The following is a 17,649-nucleotide window of genomic DNA, read 5'->3' on the forward strand; positions in this document are numbered from 1 at the left end:
TTTCCTCAATTGGGCGCCGGATGATAGGCGCCTTCGCTTTTTTTACCCTGCTTATCCCTCAGCTGCGGATCCAGCTGCGCATCGAGCTTACGACGATTGTCGTACGCGGTTTTTGCCAGCTTTTGTGATGAAAGGCGAATCGGCCCGCAAGCCCAAGTCGGTCGGTTGAATGTTTGTGTAAAGGTATCGTAGAATCTGGGTGACTTTTGCGGCAGGATAAAGGGCTTGTGCACCTTGCCGGCGGCAAAATAGCTTAAATAGACGTGCGAATAAACGTTGTCGCGACGTTTGCTGCTGAAAAGAATCCATCGACCATTGCTCGACCAGGAAGGATAGGTGTCTGCAAAATCACTGCTGCTAAAGGCAGCTTTTTCATGCCTTCCCGTCTGTAAATCCAAAAGATATATATCGCTGCTCGGCTTGTAGATCGGGAAATGGCCGTCGCTCGCCAGACAAAAGAGCAGATAGCGGCCGTCCGGGGAAACGGCCGGTTCCGTAATGCTTCCTCCTAATTCATTGCCCGCTAAAATCAGCTCTGCTTCTCCCCAACCGGTTTCGGAATTATAGAGGATTTTCATTAGGTCATAACGAACCCGCTCATAATGCAGTCCGCCCTGATCCACAAAGGTTTCGAACGACGGGCATCTGCAAAAGTAGAGCGTTTTTCCATCCGGCGACCAGGCGGGAAAAGTCTCCATCCAATGCGGATCGCTTAACGCTGCCGGTGCACTGATCAGGTTTTTTTCCACATCATAGAGAACGATGTCGGACCCGCGGTCAAGGACGTCGCGCGGCTCTCCTGAGGCATGGAAGAACATTTCGAGTTGATTGACGGAAAACGCGATCTGTCGGCCGTCCGGCGACCAGGCGGGATAGGCGCCCGCCCGATTAAAGCTCGTTGCCGTATTGACTTTTTTCACCTTTTCCCCTACGGCGATGAGCGTCCCTCCAACACGATTGCCGCGGATATGCAGCATGAATCGGGACGGATCATAGCCGCAAAAATGATGGCAATTGAGGCATTGCCCGCCGATCAGGCGATTGTGCAGGACCCTGTTTTCTGAAAAGTCGGAAATGCGGCGCTGATAGATGCCCATCTCCCTCCACAACAAATGCGCCGGGTGGATGAGACGGTAGACGATATAATCATCGGCCGTCTCTTGGGCGACGATTATATTGAACGGTTCAAACTTTTGCCACTGCGTTTTGACCCGGCCGTACAAGGTGACCTTTAGGGTCTCCCCTTGCGATTGCCGCAACAGGTGCCGCCACTTTTTTAAATCAAAGAAGACTTTACGGTTGCCGGCGCGGCAATCCAGTGAATTGCCGGACGTGGAGCGGATTTGCACCCAAAAATCGTCGCCGGTCTCGAGTATGCAGAAATTGAGCGGCGCAATGTTGGGCGGAACGATTACATCAGTGTAATCAGGGTCAATCACAGGATGTCGACCGAGTGAGGAATCAGCCTTTGGCGGATGCATCGGGCCGCAAGCCGATAGCAGGATTAACATGGAAAAAAGAGCAAGTGCTGCGAGCTTTTTCACTTTTCGGCTCCTTTATCCAGATACAGAAAATAGAACCAAAATGTCCTGCCGTACTTGCCCAACTCTTTGTAAGCGCTCCGCTTGTCATTGCCATGGAGCTGCAGAATGCGGATAAAATCCGCAAAAGCCTCAAGTGTACTCCGCCGAACGGCGATCTCACGCTGCTCGGCGGTGGTCGGCAAACCGCTGTTCAGGTAAAGGATGACCGCTTCTTCGAAATTGCGCGGTAATTCGGCGTTCAACTGCAAATAGGCAGGCAGATCGGTCATAAAAGCATCCAAGCGCCCGGCCAACAGCTCGTAGGCAAGCAGGTACTCGAGCGCTGCGCGATTGGGCTGCGTGCGGGCAATCTCTTTTAATTCAGCCGATGCAAATCCCGGCCGCATGAGAAAATCGGCTTTTTCTGCGAACAAGGAAAGACGAAGGAGTTCCGCATCTTTTTGGAGCGAGCGCTGTTGACATATTTCCTGATATCGCTTTAACCAGGGCCTCATTTTTCCGGTTTTTTCAAGACGCGAAAGATACTTTCCTGCCGCCGAGAACTCTTTTTTGGCCAGGTGCAGGAATGCAAGTCGCCGGAGCACGCGAGGCGTCTCTCCTTCCACTGCCCACGCTTCGTAAGCCTTGTGAAGAGCACCATTGACATGGCCCAGATCAATGAGCAGATCGCAATAGTCTAGCGGATACTCTAAAGCCGTTCGATCGGAGCGATAGAGGCCGTCGGGTCCTTCAAGCGGTCGTTCGAACAAACGTTCCCCCAGCTGCCCAGTAAAATAAAGGCCGCGGTAGCGATGCAAAATAACGAGTCGATGATTGACATCCGGGCGTCTGTCCGTCAGTTGAATCAGAGGCGCCCACTGACGGTTCTCAGCAAATAATTCAACTTGGAGAACGGTCTTTACTTTGGAATCAAAAAGATAAAACCAACTTGCGAGGGCGATCAAAAGCCCCAGCAAAGGCAGAACCGGCGGCGACAAACGGAATCGCTCGGCATGGCATTTCGAGACGGCGAGTGGAACGATAAAAAGAATGATGCAGGCAATCAAAAATACTTTTTGCTTTTCAGTGACTGGTTCAGGTACAAGTCCGAAAAAGAGCGATTGCGGATTTTGGGGAATCATTCGACTGATGAGAAAAGGCGTAACGGCTGCGGCCGCAAAAAAGGCGACAAGAGTCGGCAATCTTTTCGTGCGCAGGTTTTCACGATCCGCAAGCTGCAGAAACGGCAACAGCAACGCAATCGCTTGGACAAGGTAGTAGAGAAAAGCAACCAAAACTAAAAAAAAGAGTGCCCGCTGATATTCTTTCCAGGAACGGCTGATATGGCTGAAGACGACAGCCGTGCATAGAACAAGCAAAAGCGCCAGGACGTATCGTATAGGAAAGAAATATTCTCCAGTTAGAACCGCAAGAGGCGCCGCGACGAGCCATTCGCCGTTCCAATGAACCTGCCGGCTGAACATGCCGTAAAGTCTACGAACGATAAAAGCAAAGGCGACAATGACGCATGTCAGAAGCAAAGCTCCGAATACGGCAGAGGTGAAAAACTGCCCGATAAATTTTGCCAACCAATCGACAAGCCCGCCCGGGCGATCAAGATGCGAGGCGAAAAAGTCCCAATCGTAGAAAAAGACCGGCTGTTGGGCGACGTAAATTAAACGAGGGTCGACAATCAGTAAAAAATAAAAAAACAATACGGTGGCTATGCCGCTATACAGCAGGTAAGCGTACGCTGCATTTTTACTTTCAAGCATCGCACGGTTCATAGATTGCCTTTAACGAACCAGAGTAAATTTGCGAATTTCAATATAATCATCGGCTTGCAGCCGATAAAAGTAGACACCGGACGAAAAGCTGTCTCCGCGCCAGAGAATCGAATGGCGGCCGGTATCCAGGAATTCATCGAGCAATGAACTAATCAGCTGTCCGCGTAGATTATACACCTGCAGTTTCACCCGTGAAGGGCACGGCAAATCGAAAGGAATCGTCGTCTGGGCATTAAAGGGATTGGGATAATTTTGGTAAAGCCGATATTCGCGGACGGCCATTTCTTGAGCTTCCACGCTCGCGGCGATAAAGTCATCGCGGTTTGGTGTGCCGTGGAGGACGCTCGAGGCAATCCAGTTGCGTCCGTCGTTGCTGTCCTGCCAAGGTTCTAAATCGCGAGACGTCAGGCTATAGCCGCCGCCGTCCGCCGAGCGCGGCCAAGGCCAACGATCATCATATCGCACAGTAAAAAGCGTGTCTTCGCCGGCGGTAAAGACCAAAGTTTCGCCGCCGTTATCCAGTCTGCCGACAAAAACGCCGTGAGGATAAAAGCCGTAGCGGGAAAAGAAAGCGGCGGAATCGGCTGCTAAAACGACAAAGCTCTTGCCAGGCAGGCGGAATCCTTCCTGAAAGCGATACACAATGCCGCGCGCAAACCCGCAACCGCTTAGATTCAATTCTTCTTCGCCAATATTTTTGAGCTCAATAAATTCGTACAAATCATCATCGTTCGCTTCGGCCCTAGAAGGGAGCGGGTGATAATGAATTTCTGTGACCTTGAGGTTTTCGAGTCCCTTTAGCACCGCAAAGACTGTTTCCGTCAGCGGACTCCATTGGCCGCTATACGCCCGCACTTTGAGATGCGTGGTGTGTTCAATAACCAGAGGGCGTTCATAGCGCACGGCGGTCGGAGACAAAGCTTCGCGGCTGACGGCGCGGCCGATGAGGAGTTCGGCTGAAAAGAGAAAATCCGAGCTGTTTGCTGACGCATTCAAAGCGTGCACGGCGAGGAAATTGTCGCCGTCGGTCAGCCGATTCAATGAGTTCGATATGTCAAACATCTCCCACCCGGTGCTCTCGTGCAGACCGGCAGCCTGAGCGTCCCAAGTTATCGTTTCCGGGGCCAAAGCGTCGGCGCAGCGCCAACCGTTCAAATAGGCTGCAAAACCGTCGTCGTACATTACTTTGAGTTGGAGAATGTTAAAGTCTTGTAGCTCTGCCTTGTTCACGCGGAATGGAATGCGTATGTAGCAGGAAGTCTGCCTATTGTACATTCGGCTGCCGACGTCGATATGGATATAAGGCTCATAACCGGTGTCGCGTTCATAGCCGACCCCTCCCCTGCCGTGCAGCCAGCTCGAAAAATCCATGGTGACCGGCCTGCGCCAATTAAAGTCCATCTTTTGTTCCGGCACCAAGACATATTTTTCCGCGTTCTCATTAAAAAGCGTCCTCAATTCCCCGTGCAAAAGTCCTATTTGATAGGGGTCGCTGCCGTCAGTTGTGTAATAAATCTCTCCCGGCGAAGAAATTTGTACTGTGAACCCTTTGGGAACGATGCCGCTTTTGGCGTTCAGCCGTGGTGCAGAAAGGTCATTTATCCATCCTTTGGTCTTAAATTGATTGAGCACGACGGCGGTGCGATTCGGAAAGAATTCGTTCAAAATTCGATTGACTGCCGGCAGCCAGGCATTGTCCTTTGTAAAAGGAACGTTGCGTTTCGAGTCGCCCCAGCGGGCTGACTCGGCAATGATCGCCTTGTCGATTTGCGCCTTTCGCTGCAAAAGGCGTTCGGCGCAACGATGGGGCGTCAGGGCACCGTCGCCGGTAAAGTGCAGGGCAACGCGATCGGCAAAGCGTGCGCGATAAGCCGGATGCTCCATCAGGCGTTGGTGTAGATAGTGCGGATTTGATTTATCAAAGCTGCTGCCGGCCGGATAGGGTCCCGTGCGGTTTTCGTTTACATTCAGCAGCGTATGCTCGGCGTCATGCTGAAAAAAGACGAACCCGCGGCGATCGACGCGGCTGCGTACGGCAAAAAAGTTGTTGGGGCTGGTGTTGTTCAAAAAATTGCTGACCGGCGCATCCAGATTGCCGGTGTAAAAAGTGATCAGCATATAGTCGATCAGGTTATCGATATCCAACAACACCGGTAAAGCCTGATTGGGTGTGCCGTCCGGATTTTTGCCTTGAATCAAATAATAGGCCGAATCAGATCGAAAGCCGTTGCGTGCGATTTCCCACAGCGTTCGCCAGGCGTCGAGGGTCCCGTCGGTGGCTTCGATGATATACCCTTGATCAGCCGCCACCTTGATGACATCATAGTCTTCCGGCGCGCCGCCCAAATAGCCCGCGGCAAACGACGCCTCGGAGCGCTCCTGAGTTTGATACAGCCCCCAGTAGGTGCCGTTGATGTACAGATGGTAATATCGGCTGCGTGTATAAGGGTGGCCCATGTCGCGCTGGCAATCGCGCGAAAAAACATCACGAAGCAGGGTGTTTTGATCCGAACCGTCAAACGCCCAGGAATAGTTTTGGCTGGTGCGCAGATCGACCGCATCGAATTCGTCTACTCCCTCATCGCCGAACAACGGATACTTTAACTTGCCTTGGCCGTATTCTCGGCGGAAGAAAAAGCGAAAGGCGTGCTTCGGGTTTTGATTGCTGCGACTGTACCCGCCGCGGATGCGCACGCCGGCATCAATTTGAAATCCGGGTTCGCCGTTCGGTAAAATAAGCTCCAACGAGCACGGTCTTTCCCAATCCGGTCCGTGATTGCCGGCATTTACATAAATCCCGCGCTTCGCGTCAAAAAGATCGCGCAGGTCCATGACCATGGAAATCGACGGGATGTCCAAAAATGCCGGAACAATTTGATCGCGATAGAGGCGGTGATTATAAACATCCGGATCGAGGCCGTAATGGATGAACTGTTGATCGCCGCTGAAGCGTTGCGGCGGCCAACCGGGGCCTGGACGCCTGCCGTCGGGAGAAAGTTCGACGATACGGTGGACAAACAGGAAAGTGTGGGTTTCGATTCGACTGACGGGCTTGCCGTTCTGCAGCGCCACCGCCCTTACGCAGACTCCCGGAGCCAAATCATGCAGCAGCGTATCGGCAGGGTCGATTGCGATCTCTGCGGGCGAAGCAGCCGATTGGGCCGAAGGCGAATTAATCGGATTAGTTCCATCGAAGCAATATCGGATCAGGGCAGTGGGAACATCCGCAACGATCGTCAAGGTAAAATTGTCGCGATAGATACCCCGTGTATGCGAAAAATGCAGAGCAACCGGGTATTCGTTCGTCTGACCTTGAGCCCGGTCATGAAACAAAAGAAGGGGAATAAGAAAGATGGTCAAATTTGCATGACGGCGCATTTATTACCGGCTCCTTTTGCTCAGTCTTCCTCCCCCGTTTTTGATTCGTTATTCCCTGTAGTCATTGATAGGCGTAACTGTTGGAGATCTTTGAATTCCTTGCTTGCCGGAATCAGCCGGCTCAGCTCTTTGAGCCATCGATCGCCGGAAGGGATGTCGCCGAGATTGTAATAGCCGCGGCAGGCGTTATAGATCGCTTGTGCATCATGCGGATTACGTTTGAGAGATTCTTCCAGAAAATTGAGTCCCCGCCGCGTTTCGCCCGTAACCAACAGAATTTGTCCAATCCATTTATAAACGTAGGCCGAGTCCTGATAATGCAAGGCGTCGAACAAGACGGCAAGAGCCAACGAATAAGCTTTTTGTTGGACAAGCAGATCGATCATCGGCTCATAAAAAAGATCAAGGTAAGGAACGATAAAAGTCAAGGCGCGATATTCGCGGAAGGCTTTGTCGTATTGACCGGCGTCTTGGAACTCTTTGGCGAGAATCAGATGCGCCTGCTCGAGCGTAAGATCGTTCCCCTGGAGAACTCGAACGATCAGCTCTTCTTCTCTTGTCTTGGGCTTGAATTCGGCAAAAAAGCGGTTCGGCTGCTCGATCGGCCGAAACGGCCAGCCGCTTTTTAGATGAGCGATCGTCAGCGCGGCATAGACGCTGTCCAGCGGCGTGCAGCCCCAATTTTTCCGGTACCAGGCCGGCGAGTGCAGCGGCTTCGAAGGAGTATCGAGCAGTTGTCGGCGAAAAATTTCCTGCAAAAACGCCTCGGCCATTAAAAAATAGCCGTCAATATTGGGGTGGAGGTGTTCCGTGATCAGCGTCGCCCCGATTAATCCGTGCGGCGAATGCGCGGCAAAGATTTTTTTCATCGGCACGATCGGCACGCGATGCCGATCAGCCAGCCGGTGGAGGATGGCATTGAACTCTTCCGGCGCACGAAAACGCAGGGCATCCAAGTCTTTGGCGCGCTCGTAAAGGGAAGCCGCTTGAGCGTATTCACCGCGCTGCTCCGCCTCCTGCGCCTGAAGATAGACCTCGGCGGCGCATTCTTCGCTCCCGGAAACCGATAAAAAAGGCGGCTGGTCGCGAAGATTGCTCACCAATTCGCTGAGAATAACGGGAACGCCGGATTTTTCGGCCTTGCGTAGGATTGCCTCCATATTGCGCTCGAATTGAACGCAGCCTGCAAGGTAGCGCCGACTGCCCAACGGAATTTCCGGCTCTTTTACGATGCGCGACATGACGGTTTCGAAGGAGGCCTCTGAATTGTTTGCAACTGCCGTCCTTCGCAGACGATGGATACCTTTGCGGATCAGTCGATAAAGACGCAATCGCCTTAGTTTAAGAGAGGCTGTCTTGAGCACGCGGCTGTCGCCGAAAGATTCGACGGAAGCCGCGCCGAGAGCGCCGTAATACTCATTATGGCCTGCGTAGATCAGGAGCAAATCCGGTTTTTGGCGCAGGATTTCTTCCATAAAGTCAAGCAGCGCATAGCTGTTGATCGCCGTCATGGCGGTATTGACGACTTCGATCTTTCGTTCCGGATAGGCATCCTGCAGTCGACGATGGAGAATGCGGGGAAAGGTAATGTTGTTGCCGTACGGAAAGCCGGCAGTGGTGGAACCTCCGAGCACGAAAATACGAAAAGCGCCCGCCGGCTTTTTTTTGAGAAACAAATCTTTTCGCGGCGTCGGTAAAAAGTCGAGGCGGCTAAAATACCTTTGCCCGATTTGCGGGTTGATGCCGTAATAGGGCGACGACTTGTACGGAAGTGTGATGAAAAGATTATCGTCAAGCTGAGGGATGAAAAAGAGAAGGCCTTCGAGCAGAGCGATCAGCAGTGCGGGTAAGGCAAAAATTGCGGCTGTAAATAAGTAGCGTTTAAAATTGGTGTTACCGAGGGATATTTTCTTTGTCGACAATTTTAACTGCAAGAGTAGCCGCTCTCTCTATGCTGTATTATTAACATCTTTTACGCTAAAGTCGCGATGATTTGTTTAACGGTGTTAGGTTTTCGTCAAGATTTACCTTTGGGGTTTTTAACGAAAAACTCAATCTTTCGTATCGTTAACCTTTTTGAAATATTTATATGCGTTTAATTTATTCATTAAAATAGCTGATGGGGGCGGAAAAATCAATTACTTTTTAAGAACGAGAATTGGGATTTTTCGCTTTGAGAATTAACTTGTTACAGTTAGCAGGTTTTTGGGCGAGTGTCAACAAGATTTCGAATAAAAAAATAAAGCCGGCCGAGGAGGGACTCGACCGGCTTGTAGAGGTTTACTTGATCAGCATCATCTTCTTGGTCAAGATCTGGGAACCGTTGTTGATACGGTAGAGATAAATGCCGTTGGGCAGCTCGCCGGCATTAAAGACAACCGAATAGCTCCCCGGAGCCTTCATCTCATTGACGAGCGTGGCCACTTCGGTTCCGCGCAGATCATAGACCTTTACCGTCACCCACGCCTGCTGCGGCAACGAGTACTCGATAGTGGTCGAGGGATTGAACGGGTTGGGATAGTTCTGTTTAAGCTCGTACTTGACCGGTTTGAGCAGTTCCGCAACTTTGGTCCCGGTGGGACGATAGTCAATGCTGTTGGTATCGATGCCGGTGATGCTGTTCATGGTCGACATGTTGAACTTGTGATCTTCCAAGAACGTCATCGTACCGTGATAATTTACATTATTCCAAACAGCATCCCGCATATGCGAAGCCCATTCGATCGAGCCGTAGCGGCCGCCGGTGCCGTCGTTTTCATGGTTCATGATTGCCATGCCGAAGATATTGCCGACACCCGGCTGAACGGGACCGCGATTGTCCTGCGAGTAATAGATATGCTCCCAAGGTAGGCGGCCTTCGACGTTGTAGCCCAATGGAGTCTCCTTACGGGCATAATCTTCACCGGGCACATATCGAAAGCCGGCGATGTTCGAATTGCCTTCGGGATACATATTGTCGACACCCGAAAGCGGTCCGGTCGCCTCGGTGCTGTCGAAAGCCGTCAAGCGGATTGCAAAGACGCCGCTGCCGGATTTCGGCGGGCCCATCAAGGGATCCGGATCGAATTTGATCTCCAAGCAGTCGTTCGCCCAGTTCGTACCGTTGTCGCAAACGACATAATCGTCCCATACTTCTTCGTAGAAATAAAAGTAGGTGTCATCCCAAGCGCACCAAAAATTAGCGGACAGGTCGTATTCATCGTCGTGCTGCCCCCAGCCGCTGTTGTCGTTGTTTGCCGTATACGGAATATGGATCCAGCCGTTCTCCGGTCCCGTAAGAGTATTGTACCATTCATCCCGCTCCGCATCGATCTTGATGCTGAAATCAACGGCATACAGTCCGCTGCCGATAATCAAAAGCAGACTAAGTAGTAGAATTTTTTTCATGTTACATCTCCTCTGCGCCAATTCCCAAATGCTCCAGTGATCAAAATTTTTTCTGTCGCTCTCGAAATTGCCGGAGCTTTTTCTAAGGAAATTTTCGCGGCATGTTCATCGCCTCTTCCTCCTCTCTTTTGTTGTTTTATCCCCCCTATTCCCTAAACCGACCGAAGCAAAATTAACAATTATATAGTAAAAATCAACCTCTTTTTTACATCATGTTATATTCCTCTGACATTGCCTAATCTTTAACGGGTTGCCTGCGGTTTCGCCTATTTCGCATATTGAGGAAGCATTATGTTGACATTCGCACTTTTCTGCGAAAGGCTTTTCAATACAAGGAAATCAATCCATACAGTCAGGGGCACGCTTCCTGTATACAACTTGGGGAAATTGATTTTCAGGTGTGTCATGTTGAAAGCAAAGCCTGCGCGGGGCGGCGCCTTGAGCATTTAAATTGCGGAACTGCCGCCCCACCTCGCGGGCGAGTGCAAATTCTTCGGAAATTCTTCAGCTTATCTAATTTTCTATTGAGAGAAAAGATAAATGAAGCAAAGCGGCAGGGTTCTCACTTGCCTGGTTTATATACCTGCCTTCGACCTGCCGCTTTTTGGATATTGTGGAGCGATAATCCCCAGAACCCCTCGCTAATAGGGTGCTTTATATTAAAACTACTATAGCGATCATGCAATGACAGCGGGCTATCTCAAACTGTGCGTTTTTAGAGCATAAGCAACAGCGGCGTTTAACGCATTATTTACCGGCTGGTTGTCTTGGGAAGTAGTTTGATTATTTCCCAGCCTTTATCTCGTCCCAAACGCGCGTATATTTCTGATTTTCAATGCCGAGATCGCGGATAACTTCGAAACGTGAAACGATTTCTGCAGGCGGAAAGAGAATCGGATCACTGCGGAGTTCTTCCGGCAAAAGCTCATAGGCAGGCTTATTCGGGAACAGATAAGAGGTAAAGCGAATATTCGCTGCGGCAACTTCCGGGCGCAGCATAAAATTGATGAATTTGTGCGCCAGATCGGGATTCGGAGCGCTCTTGGGGATGACCATCTCGTCCATGGAGACCGAACCGCCTTCTTTCGGCAGCATGAAAACAATATTTTCATTCTCTTGGGAAACCTGCAGGATATCTCCGCTGTAGCCGTGTACAAGATAAAACTCTTCGGAAACAAGGCCGGTTTTATATTGCTCATTTTCGAATTTGGCAATATTCTTTTTCCACTGCAGCACCAAATCTTTTGCCTGCGCAAGCTGGCGTTCGTCCGTCGTGTTTAGGCTGTACCCCAAGGCCTTGAGTGCAGCGCCGATGGTCTCCCGCATATCGTTCAGCAGCGTCATACGACCGGCTAAATCGCTGCGCTCAAATACGCGCCAGCTCGGCTCCTTTATTTCGACTTTATCTTTCAAATAGGCAATGCCGGTAAAGGTCACCGCCCACGGCACGCTGTAGGTCATCGCCGGATCGAGCATGATATCGACATAAGACGAATCGACGTTCTTTAGGTTGGAAATTTTGTTGTGATCGAGCGGCATCAGCATGTCCTGCTGAATCATAATGTTGACCATATAACTGGACGGAACGATCACGTCATAACCGACTGCGCCCGCCTTGAGCTTGGCGTACATCGACTCGTTCGAGTCAAAGGTGTCTTCGATGACCCGGCAGTCATATTCTTCTTCGAATTGGGCGATCATTTCCGGATCCACATAATCAGCCCAATTGTAGAAATGCAGCACCGGTTTCTTTTCGGCACAACTCAGAACCAATGCGGCTAGTATTATAAGAGAAATCAACTGTTTCATGATTTTTTCTCCTCCAATAGTCGTTGCGAAATCAAAATGAGAGAAAAGGTAAAGATCAGCATCAGTGTCGACAAGGCGTTGATGATGGCCGGTGAGCCGTGCTTGATCATGCTGTAAATGCGGATCGGCAGGGTTGTGGAGCCGGCACCGGCGACGAAAAAGGAAATGACAAAATCATCGATGGAGAGCGTAAAAGCCAGCAATCCGCCGGCGGCGATGCCGGGGGCGAGCAGCGGCAGCATGACGCGACGGGCAGCCTGCCAGGCATCGGCGCCCAAATCCTGCGCCGCTTCGATCATCTGATAGTCGAAATCCTGCAGCCGCGAAAGTACAACCATCGCGACATAGCTGATGCAGAACGTTACATGTGCCAAAAAAATGGTCACGAGCCCCAATTTTACCCCCAACGCGATAAAAAACAGCAGCAGACTCATGCCCATCAGGATGTCGGGAAAGACCAAAGGCGTATAGATTAGGGTTAGGTGTAGCCGCTGCAGTCGCGTATGATAGCGGTGCAGAGCCAGAGCGGCAAGCGTGCCCAAAACCATGGAAACGAGCGTGGCCGAAACGGCGACGATGAGCGTATTCTGCAGCGCCCGCCAGATTTCATCATGATGAAAGAGCTGCACGTACCATTTAAAGGTAAAGCCCTTCCAATTGCCGCCGAAACGGGCAGCGTTAAAAGAGTTCAAAACCAAAATCAAGATCGGCAGGTAAAAAAAGACCAGGACGCCGATGGTGACCACGAGCGGAAAGCGGCTGCGCCTCATACACCCTCCGTAAAGATCGAGACACGCCGTTTCTGACGTTGCTGTTGTATGAGTACCCCGATCATGGGTGCGAGGACCGCGAGGGTCAAGAGTGCGGACAGCCAGGCGGCATGCGGCAGGTTGCGGTCCACAAACGTTCGCTGGGCGATTTTATTGCCGATCATTTCACTGTTCGGGCCGCCGACGAGGTCAGGAATGACGTATGCGCCCAAGGCCGGGATAAACACCATCAGCACGGCGGTAAGGATGCCCTGACGAATTCCAGGGATAAAGATCGCGAAAAAGGCCTGCAGCGAACGAGCGCCGAGGTCGCGCGCGGCTTCCAGCAGACGAAAATCGAATTTTTCTGCAGCCGCATAGATCGGCAATATGGCAAAAGGCAGCGACGTGTAAACCATGACCAGCAGAACGGCGGAAGGGCGATAGAGCAAAGAAGCGTCCCTTTCTAAAAGATGTAAGGCGACGAGCACCCGCTTCAGCAACCCTTCGGGGTGAAAAAGCACCTTCCAGGCAAAGATGCGAATGAGAAAGTTGGTCCAAAACGGAACGATGACAAGCAGGAGAAGCACCTGTCTGAGGCGATCATGCGCTCTGGCGATCGTGTAACCCGTCGGAACGGCGAGGAAGATGCAAATAATGGTGGTCACGACGCTGATCCAGATCGTGCGCCAGATGACGCCGGGGTAATTCAGAGCGTGCCAGTTGCGTACCGTTTCGAGCGTCCAACCGGAGCCGACGCCGCCAGCCGGGTCCGCGGGCTTGAAGGCAATGGCAAAAACGATCAGCGTCGGGATGAAGAAGAGGACGCTCAGCCAAAGCAACGAGGGCAGCGTCAGCAGCCACTCCATGCGTCGTGAACGCATCGACGTCATTCTTTGGCTCCCTTTTCAGAAGAATCATCTTCTTCCGGCAAAGAATCGATGTCTTCGCCGACCTCTTCCGGCGGCAGCAGCATCAGATCCTCGTCCTCCTCGCGATACCGCTCGAGCATATAGCCGTCATCCGCCGACCAGGAAATCCAGACCTCTTCCTTCCAACGGATCGGCTTTTCATCCAATAAAAAGCGGCTGTGCTGCTGAAAAATTTCCAGTCGATAGTCGCCGACGCGCACCCAATAGCGCGTATGCGCACCGAGGTAGATAATGTCGTCGACCACGGCTTTCAGACGGTTGAGGTGGTTGCCGCTGTTGGGCGCCTCGCGGGAGATGCGGAATTTTTCCGGGCGCACGCTGAGGTACACGAGATCGCCGGGCTTCATCTTTTTATCGTTAAAGCAAACCACATCGCCCAAGCCGTCGATCGACAACAGACTGTAATCGGGCTCCAAAACCTCCTTTACGCTGCCTTCAAAGAAATTGGTATCGCCGATAAAAGCGGCGACAAAACTGCTGCGCGGCGCCTCATAGATTTCAGCGGGCGTGCCGATCTGCTCGATGCAGCCCTCATTCATGACCGCAATGCGGTCACTAAGGCTCATGGCCTCGGATTGATCGTGCGTGACATAGAGAAACGTAATGCCGACCTCATCGTGAATGAGATCGAGTTCCATCAGCATATGCTGGCGCAGCTTGAGGTCGAGAGCGGCCAGCGGTTCATCGAGAAGCAGCACCTGCGGCTTGTTGATGAGCGCGCGGGCAATGGCAACGCGCTGCTTCTGGCCGCCGCTGATTTGGCTCGGCTTCTTATACGCCTGATCTTCCATTTGGATCAGTGCCAAGAGCTTCTCGACTTCCTGTTCGATCTGCTTTTTCGGCAGGCGCTTGATCTTGAGGCCGAACGCAATGTTCTCCCACACCGTCAGATGCGGAAAGAGAGCATAGTTTTGAAAAATGGTATTGACTTGACGTTTGTTGGGCGGGAGATCGGTAATGTCTTTGCCGTCGAGGTAAATGCGGCCTTTGTCGGGTCGTTCAAAGCCTGCCAACAATCGCAGGAGCGTCGTTTTGCCGCATCCGCTCGGCCCCAACAAGGCGTAAAATTCGCCCTTTTTGATGTCGAGAGTTACATTGTTGACCGCCACCAAAGAACCGAACCGCTTCGTCACCCCCTCGATCTGCAGAAACTCCAATGACGTTTCCCTCCTATCGGTTTAAAGAGGAAATGAAAAGCGCCGTCGGCCAAACAGAAATGCCCTGCAGCATTCTTGGGGCGTTCAATGCCGCAGAGCATCTCCAACAAAGCCATGCTTATCCGACAGAATTTCGCATGGCTAAATATACAAATTTCCAATCAGCTTGGCAATAAGCAGTCCAGAAGGTGTGCTTCTATTTTTTTCCTGGACGCGCAAAATTTCGCGCCGCATCGTCGAGCAGCAGGACCCAATCGTTGCCGCGTTTTTCATCAGAAGGCGGGTCAAAGGTCATTCGAGAATTTTTTTCAAATTTTCCGATGTAAATGCTTTTTCCAATGGCCGGGCTATACCACCAGCCCACAACTTGAGAGCCTTTCATCGGCTCGAGATCGAGCGTAAAGGTGCTGCCGTACGGCGTATAGACGACGAGAAAGCTGCCGTCCCTGGCCAACGCGGCGCGGCAAATCTTTTCAGGCTCGCTCGGCGCGTCGAGCAGCAGGTGCGAGGCAGGCTGCAAAAGCTGCCATGGCCGCGATTCAAAAAAGGCGCGCATGTAACCTGCTTGAAAGGCACCGGGATAGTCCAGCGCCTGGGTCCAGGGTGTGCGCGCCTGCGAGATAGGGCTGCGGCCGGGCAGCCACATCTGCCAGATGTTGTGATTGCCGTAGGTATGTCCGCAGGCGCCTTCAAGCATCGACCAGTAGCCGGCGCGGCGGCTGTCGAACTCGTCGAACCAGCCGTTATCTTTGTTCCAACCGACTGGATGATCTTCATAGTTGGGTTCGCCGTCCAAAACCGGTTTCGTCGGTTCGAGCCGATAGTCGTGAGCGGTCTTTAAATAATTGGGATTGTTCCACTCGCCGTGGCCGGACTGGAACATGTTGAAATCGAGCCATTCTTCGCTATGAAACCATTCTGAAGATGAATAGCCGCCCATGGGATGCAGGGTGATGAGTTGTGTGCCGGCGCAGCCTTCCTTAATGCCGCGGGCCATGGCACGTATGATCTCTTTGTGCGTTTCGTTGTCCGGTCTGCGGTCGCCGCCTAAAATCCAGATGATGTTTTTGCCTTTATAGCGGCGTCCGAGAAATTTGCCGTATGCAAAGGCATTTTCCGGCGTGAAAATTTCCGGACCTTGCCCCCATTGTTTGTTCCATTTGTCGCCCCACGTCGGCAGCATGCCGATGAACAGTCCGAGCTTTTGCGCCTTGTCGACGATGTAATCGACATGCTGAAAATAGCGCGGATTGGGCTTGAGCGGGTCATCGTCGATCAAAGGCAGGTGCCCGTAGGCGTTGGGCGTGTGCAGTCCGTCCAGTTCGGCTAAAACGACGGCTTGAATAACGGTAAATCCCTTGGCGGCGCGATTTTGCAGGTAAAGATCGGCTTCTTCACGCATTGTCCGATGGAATAGTTCCCATGCCGTATCGCCTAGATAGAAAAAAGGTTTGCCGTCGGCATAGACGATATGCCGGCGATCGGCGCTGATTTTGAGCGTCTTGGCCTGGAGCGAGCCCAGCCCCAAAAGCAAACAAAGCGCAAGGATGTAATTTTTCATCAGGCCTCCTGGGATAAAAAGCTGAATTGTTTATACCTCAAGCTGATCGATTCGTCTGCATGCCGTCTCCCCATCCAGCCGCCCGTTCATCCACTCGTCCTGTATGCGGCGAAGATCGAGAATAAGTGAAGGTTCAGCGAGCTGAACATCATCATAACTGATCGGCTGATCTTTGGCGACTGGACGGACAAGCCGTGCCCCCTTTGCCAGTCCGACGGGCAACAGACCTTCTTGGGCGGCGATTTCGTAACGATCGATGGAGCTGTAGAACGTGCCGCCTCCGATGCCGTCGAGGAGGGTTCCGGCAGGCAAATCTTGTTTGGCAACGGCAAAAACTTCGGACACCATGCGATTCAACGGCTGCATATTCGACTTTTTTTCAATGACCAACAAGGCGCAGGTCAATGGTACTTCTATGCTGCAAAGGTGATAGGGACGGAAAAGCGTATAATAGGGCCCATTCCCCATATCGCGATAGACCAAGGCCTGACGCAGCCGCGGATGATCGGTTGTGAAGATCAAAAACACTCCCGGATGAACGCCGCCGATGCCATAGTCGACGACTCCTGCCTGATTGAGAATGCCTCCATCCTTTTTCAGTGCGAACGTTTTGTTGAGAATCTCGCGATGCGTTATAGGGCCGTGCATACCGCGCACGTCCGGTATCAAGCCGGTGGCGTTCGACACAGCCGCCATTTCGATCATGGTTTTTGAGCCGTCGACAAATTCAATGAGCATATGGGGACTCAAGCCGCGCCGCTCCGCCTCCTTGGCCCATTTCTCATCGCTCGGCTTGGCGTAGCGATCCAGCGGATTGTTTTTTCCCTTTCCCGCAGCAATAACGGTAAATCCGCAGGCAACAGCGAAATCATAAAGCTCTTTACATGCGGCCGGTTCGTCGCCTGCGGCCAATGCATACAATACTCCTTTTTGGCGGGCATAAAAGTTCAGCAACGGACCGACGGTGATGTCGGTTTCGACGTTCATCATGGCGAGCTGTTGACCGTTACGTGCCGAGCGAACCGCGGCGCGAGCGCCAACCTCCGGCACGCCGGTGGCTTCCAACATGACGTCAACCGTCTTCATATCCGTAATCACACGGTAATCGGTGGTATAGACGCATTTCCCGGCTTCAACGGCCGCATCAGCCTCTTCAGCCTTCGAAGCATAGACGATCGGCGCGTCCAGTAGTGCAATCCGGTACGAGGAGCGGGCGCGCTGTTCGTCGATGTCGGCAACCGCAACGACTTTTATCCCCTTCATTTGCCGTGCGGTCGCCATAACGTCGACGCCCATTTGACCGCAACCAATCAAACCAATGCGGACCGGTCGTCCCTGTCGTTCTCTATCCAATAATTCTGCATAT

General features: G+C 52.1%; 11 protein-coding genes. All 11 read right to left on the reverse strand.

Annotated features, from left to right (window positions below; genetic code table 11):
* Nucleotides 1–5: 5 nt before the first annotated feature.
* Entirely contained in the window at nucleotides 6–1,544 is a 1,539-nt protein-coding gene (locus tag ONB24_05950; protein ID MDZ7315648.1) for a hypothetical protein, read from the reverse strand.
* Nucleotides 1,541–3,310 carry a DUF6057 family protein gene (locus ONB24_05955; GenBank protein ID MDZ7315649.1) on the reverse strand — a complete coding sequence of 590 codons (1,770 nt, stop codon included), beginning with the start codon at nucleotides 3,308–3,310 and terminating at the stop codon, nucleotides 1,541–1,543. Before ONB24_05955 ends, ONB24_05950 begins: the two co-directional genes overlap by 4 nt.
* A 9-nt stretch (nucleotides 3,311–3,319) precedes the next feature.
* On the reverse strand, nucleotides 3,320–6,688 hold the full coding sequence (locus ONB24_05960; protein MDZ7315650.1) for a CotH kinase family protein: 3,369 nt from the start codon (nucleotides 6,686–6,688) through the stop codon (nucleotides 3,320–3,322).
* Between the two features lie 20 nt (nucleotides 6,689–6,708).
* Nucleotides 6,709–8,610: a GDSL-type esterase/lipase family protein gene (locus tag ONB24_05965; GenBank protein MDZ7315651.1), complete on the reverse strand. Its 1,902-nt coding sequence runs from the start codon at nucleotides 8,608–8,610 to the stop codon at nucleotides 6,709–6,711.
* 358 nt (nucleotides 8,611–8,968) lie between these two features.
* Entirely contained in the window at nucleotides 8,969–10,075 is a 1,107-nt protein-coding gene (locus tag ONB24_05970; protein MDZ7315652.1) for a T9SS type A sorting domain-containing protein, read from the reverse strand.
* Between the two features lie 783 nt (nucleotides 10,076–10,858).
* Nucleotides 10,859–11,884, reverse strand: a complete 1,026-nt coding sequence (locus tag ONB24_05975; protein ID MDZ7315653.1) for a spermidine/putrescine ABC transporter substrate-binding protein — start codon at nucleotides 11,882–11,884, stop codon at nucleotides 10,859–10,861.
* Nucleotides 11,881–12,654, reverse strand: coding sequence for an ABC transporter permease subunit (locus ONB24_05980; GenBank protein ID MDZ7315654.1), 774 nt, complete (start codon nucleotides 12,652–12,654; stop codon nucleotides 11,881–11,883). Before ONB24_05980 ends, ONB24_05975 begins: the two co-directional genes overlap by 4 nt.
* A complete protein-coding gene (locus tag ONB24_05985) occupies nucleotides 12,651–13,526 on the reverse strand; it encodes an ABC transporter permease (GenBank protein MDZ7315655.1) in 876 nt (291 codons plus the stop codon). Before ONB24_05985 ends, ONB24_05980 begins: the two co-directional genes overlap by 4 nt.
* Complete coding sequence (locus ONB24_05990) at nucleotides 13,523–14,722, reverse strand: ABC transporter ATP-binding protein (protein ID MDZ7315656.1); 1,200 nt, start codon at nucleotides 14,720–14,722, stop codon at nucleotides 13,523–13,525. The genes ONB24_05985 and ONB24_05990 overlap by 4 nt, the downstream gene beginning before the upstream one ends.
* Before the next feature lie 196 nt (nucleotides 14,723–14,918).
* Complete coding sequence (locus ONB24_05995; GenBank protein ID MDZ7315657.1) at nucleotides 14,919–16,283, reverse strand: glycoside hydrolase family 140 protein; 1,365 nt, start codon at nucleotides 16,281–16,283, stop codon at nucleotides 14,919–14,921.
* Between the two features lie 30 nt (nucleotides 16,284–16,313).
* On the reverse strand, nucleotides 16,314–17,636 hold the full coding sequence (locus ONB24_06000) for an SAF domain-containing protein (GenBank protein MDZ7315658.1): 1,323 nt from the start codon (nucleotides 17,634–17,636) through the stop codon (nucleotides 16,314–16,316).
* Nucleotides 17,637–17,649 lie beyond the last annotated feature (13 nt).

Source organism: candidate division KSB1 bacterium (assembly GCA_034505495.1).
Lineage (GTDB): Bacteria > Zhuqueibacterota > Zhuqueibacteria > Residuimicrobiales > Krinioviventaceae > Fontimicrobium_A.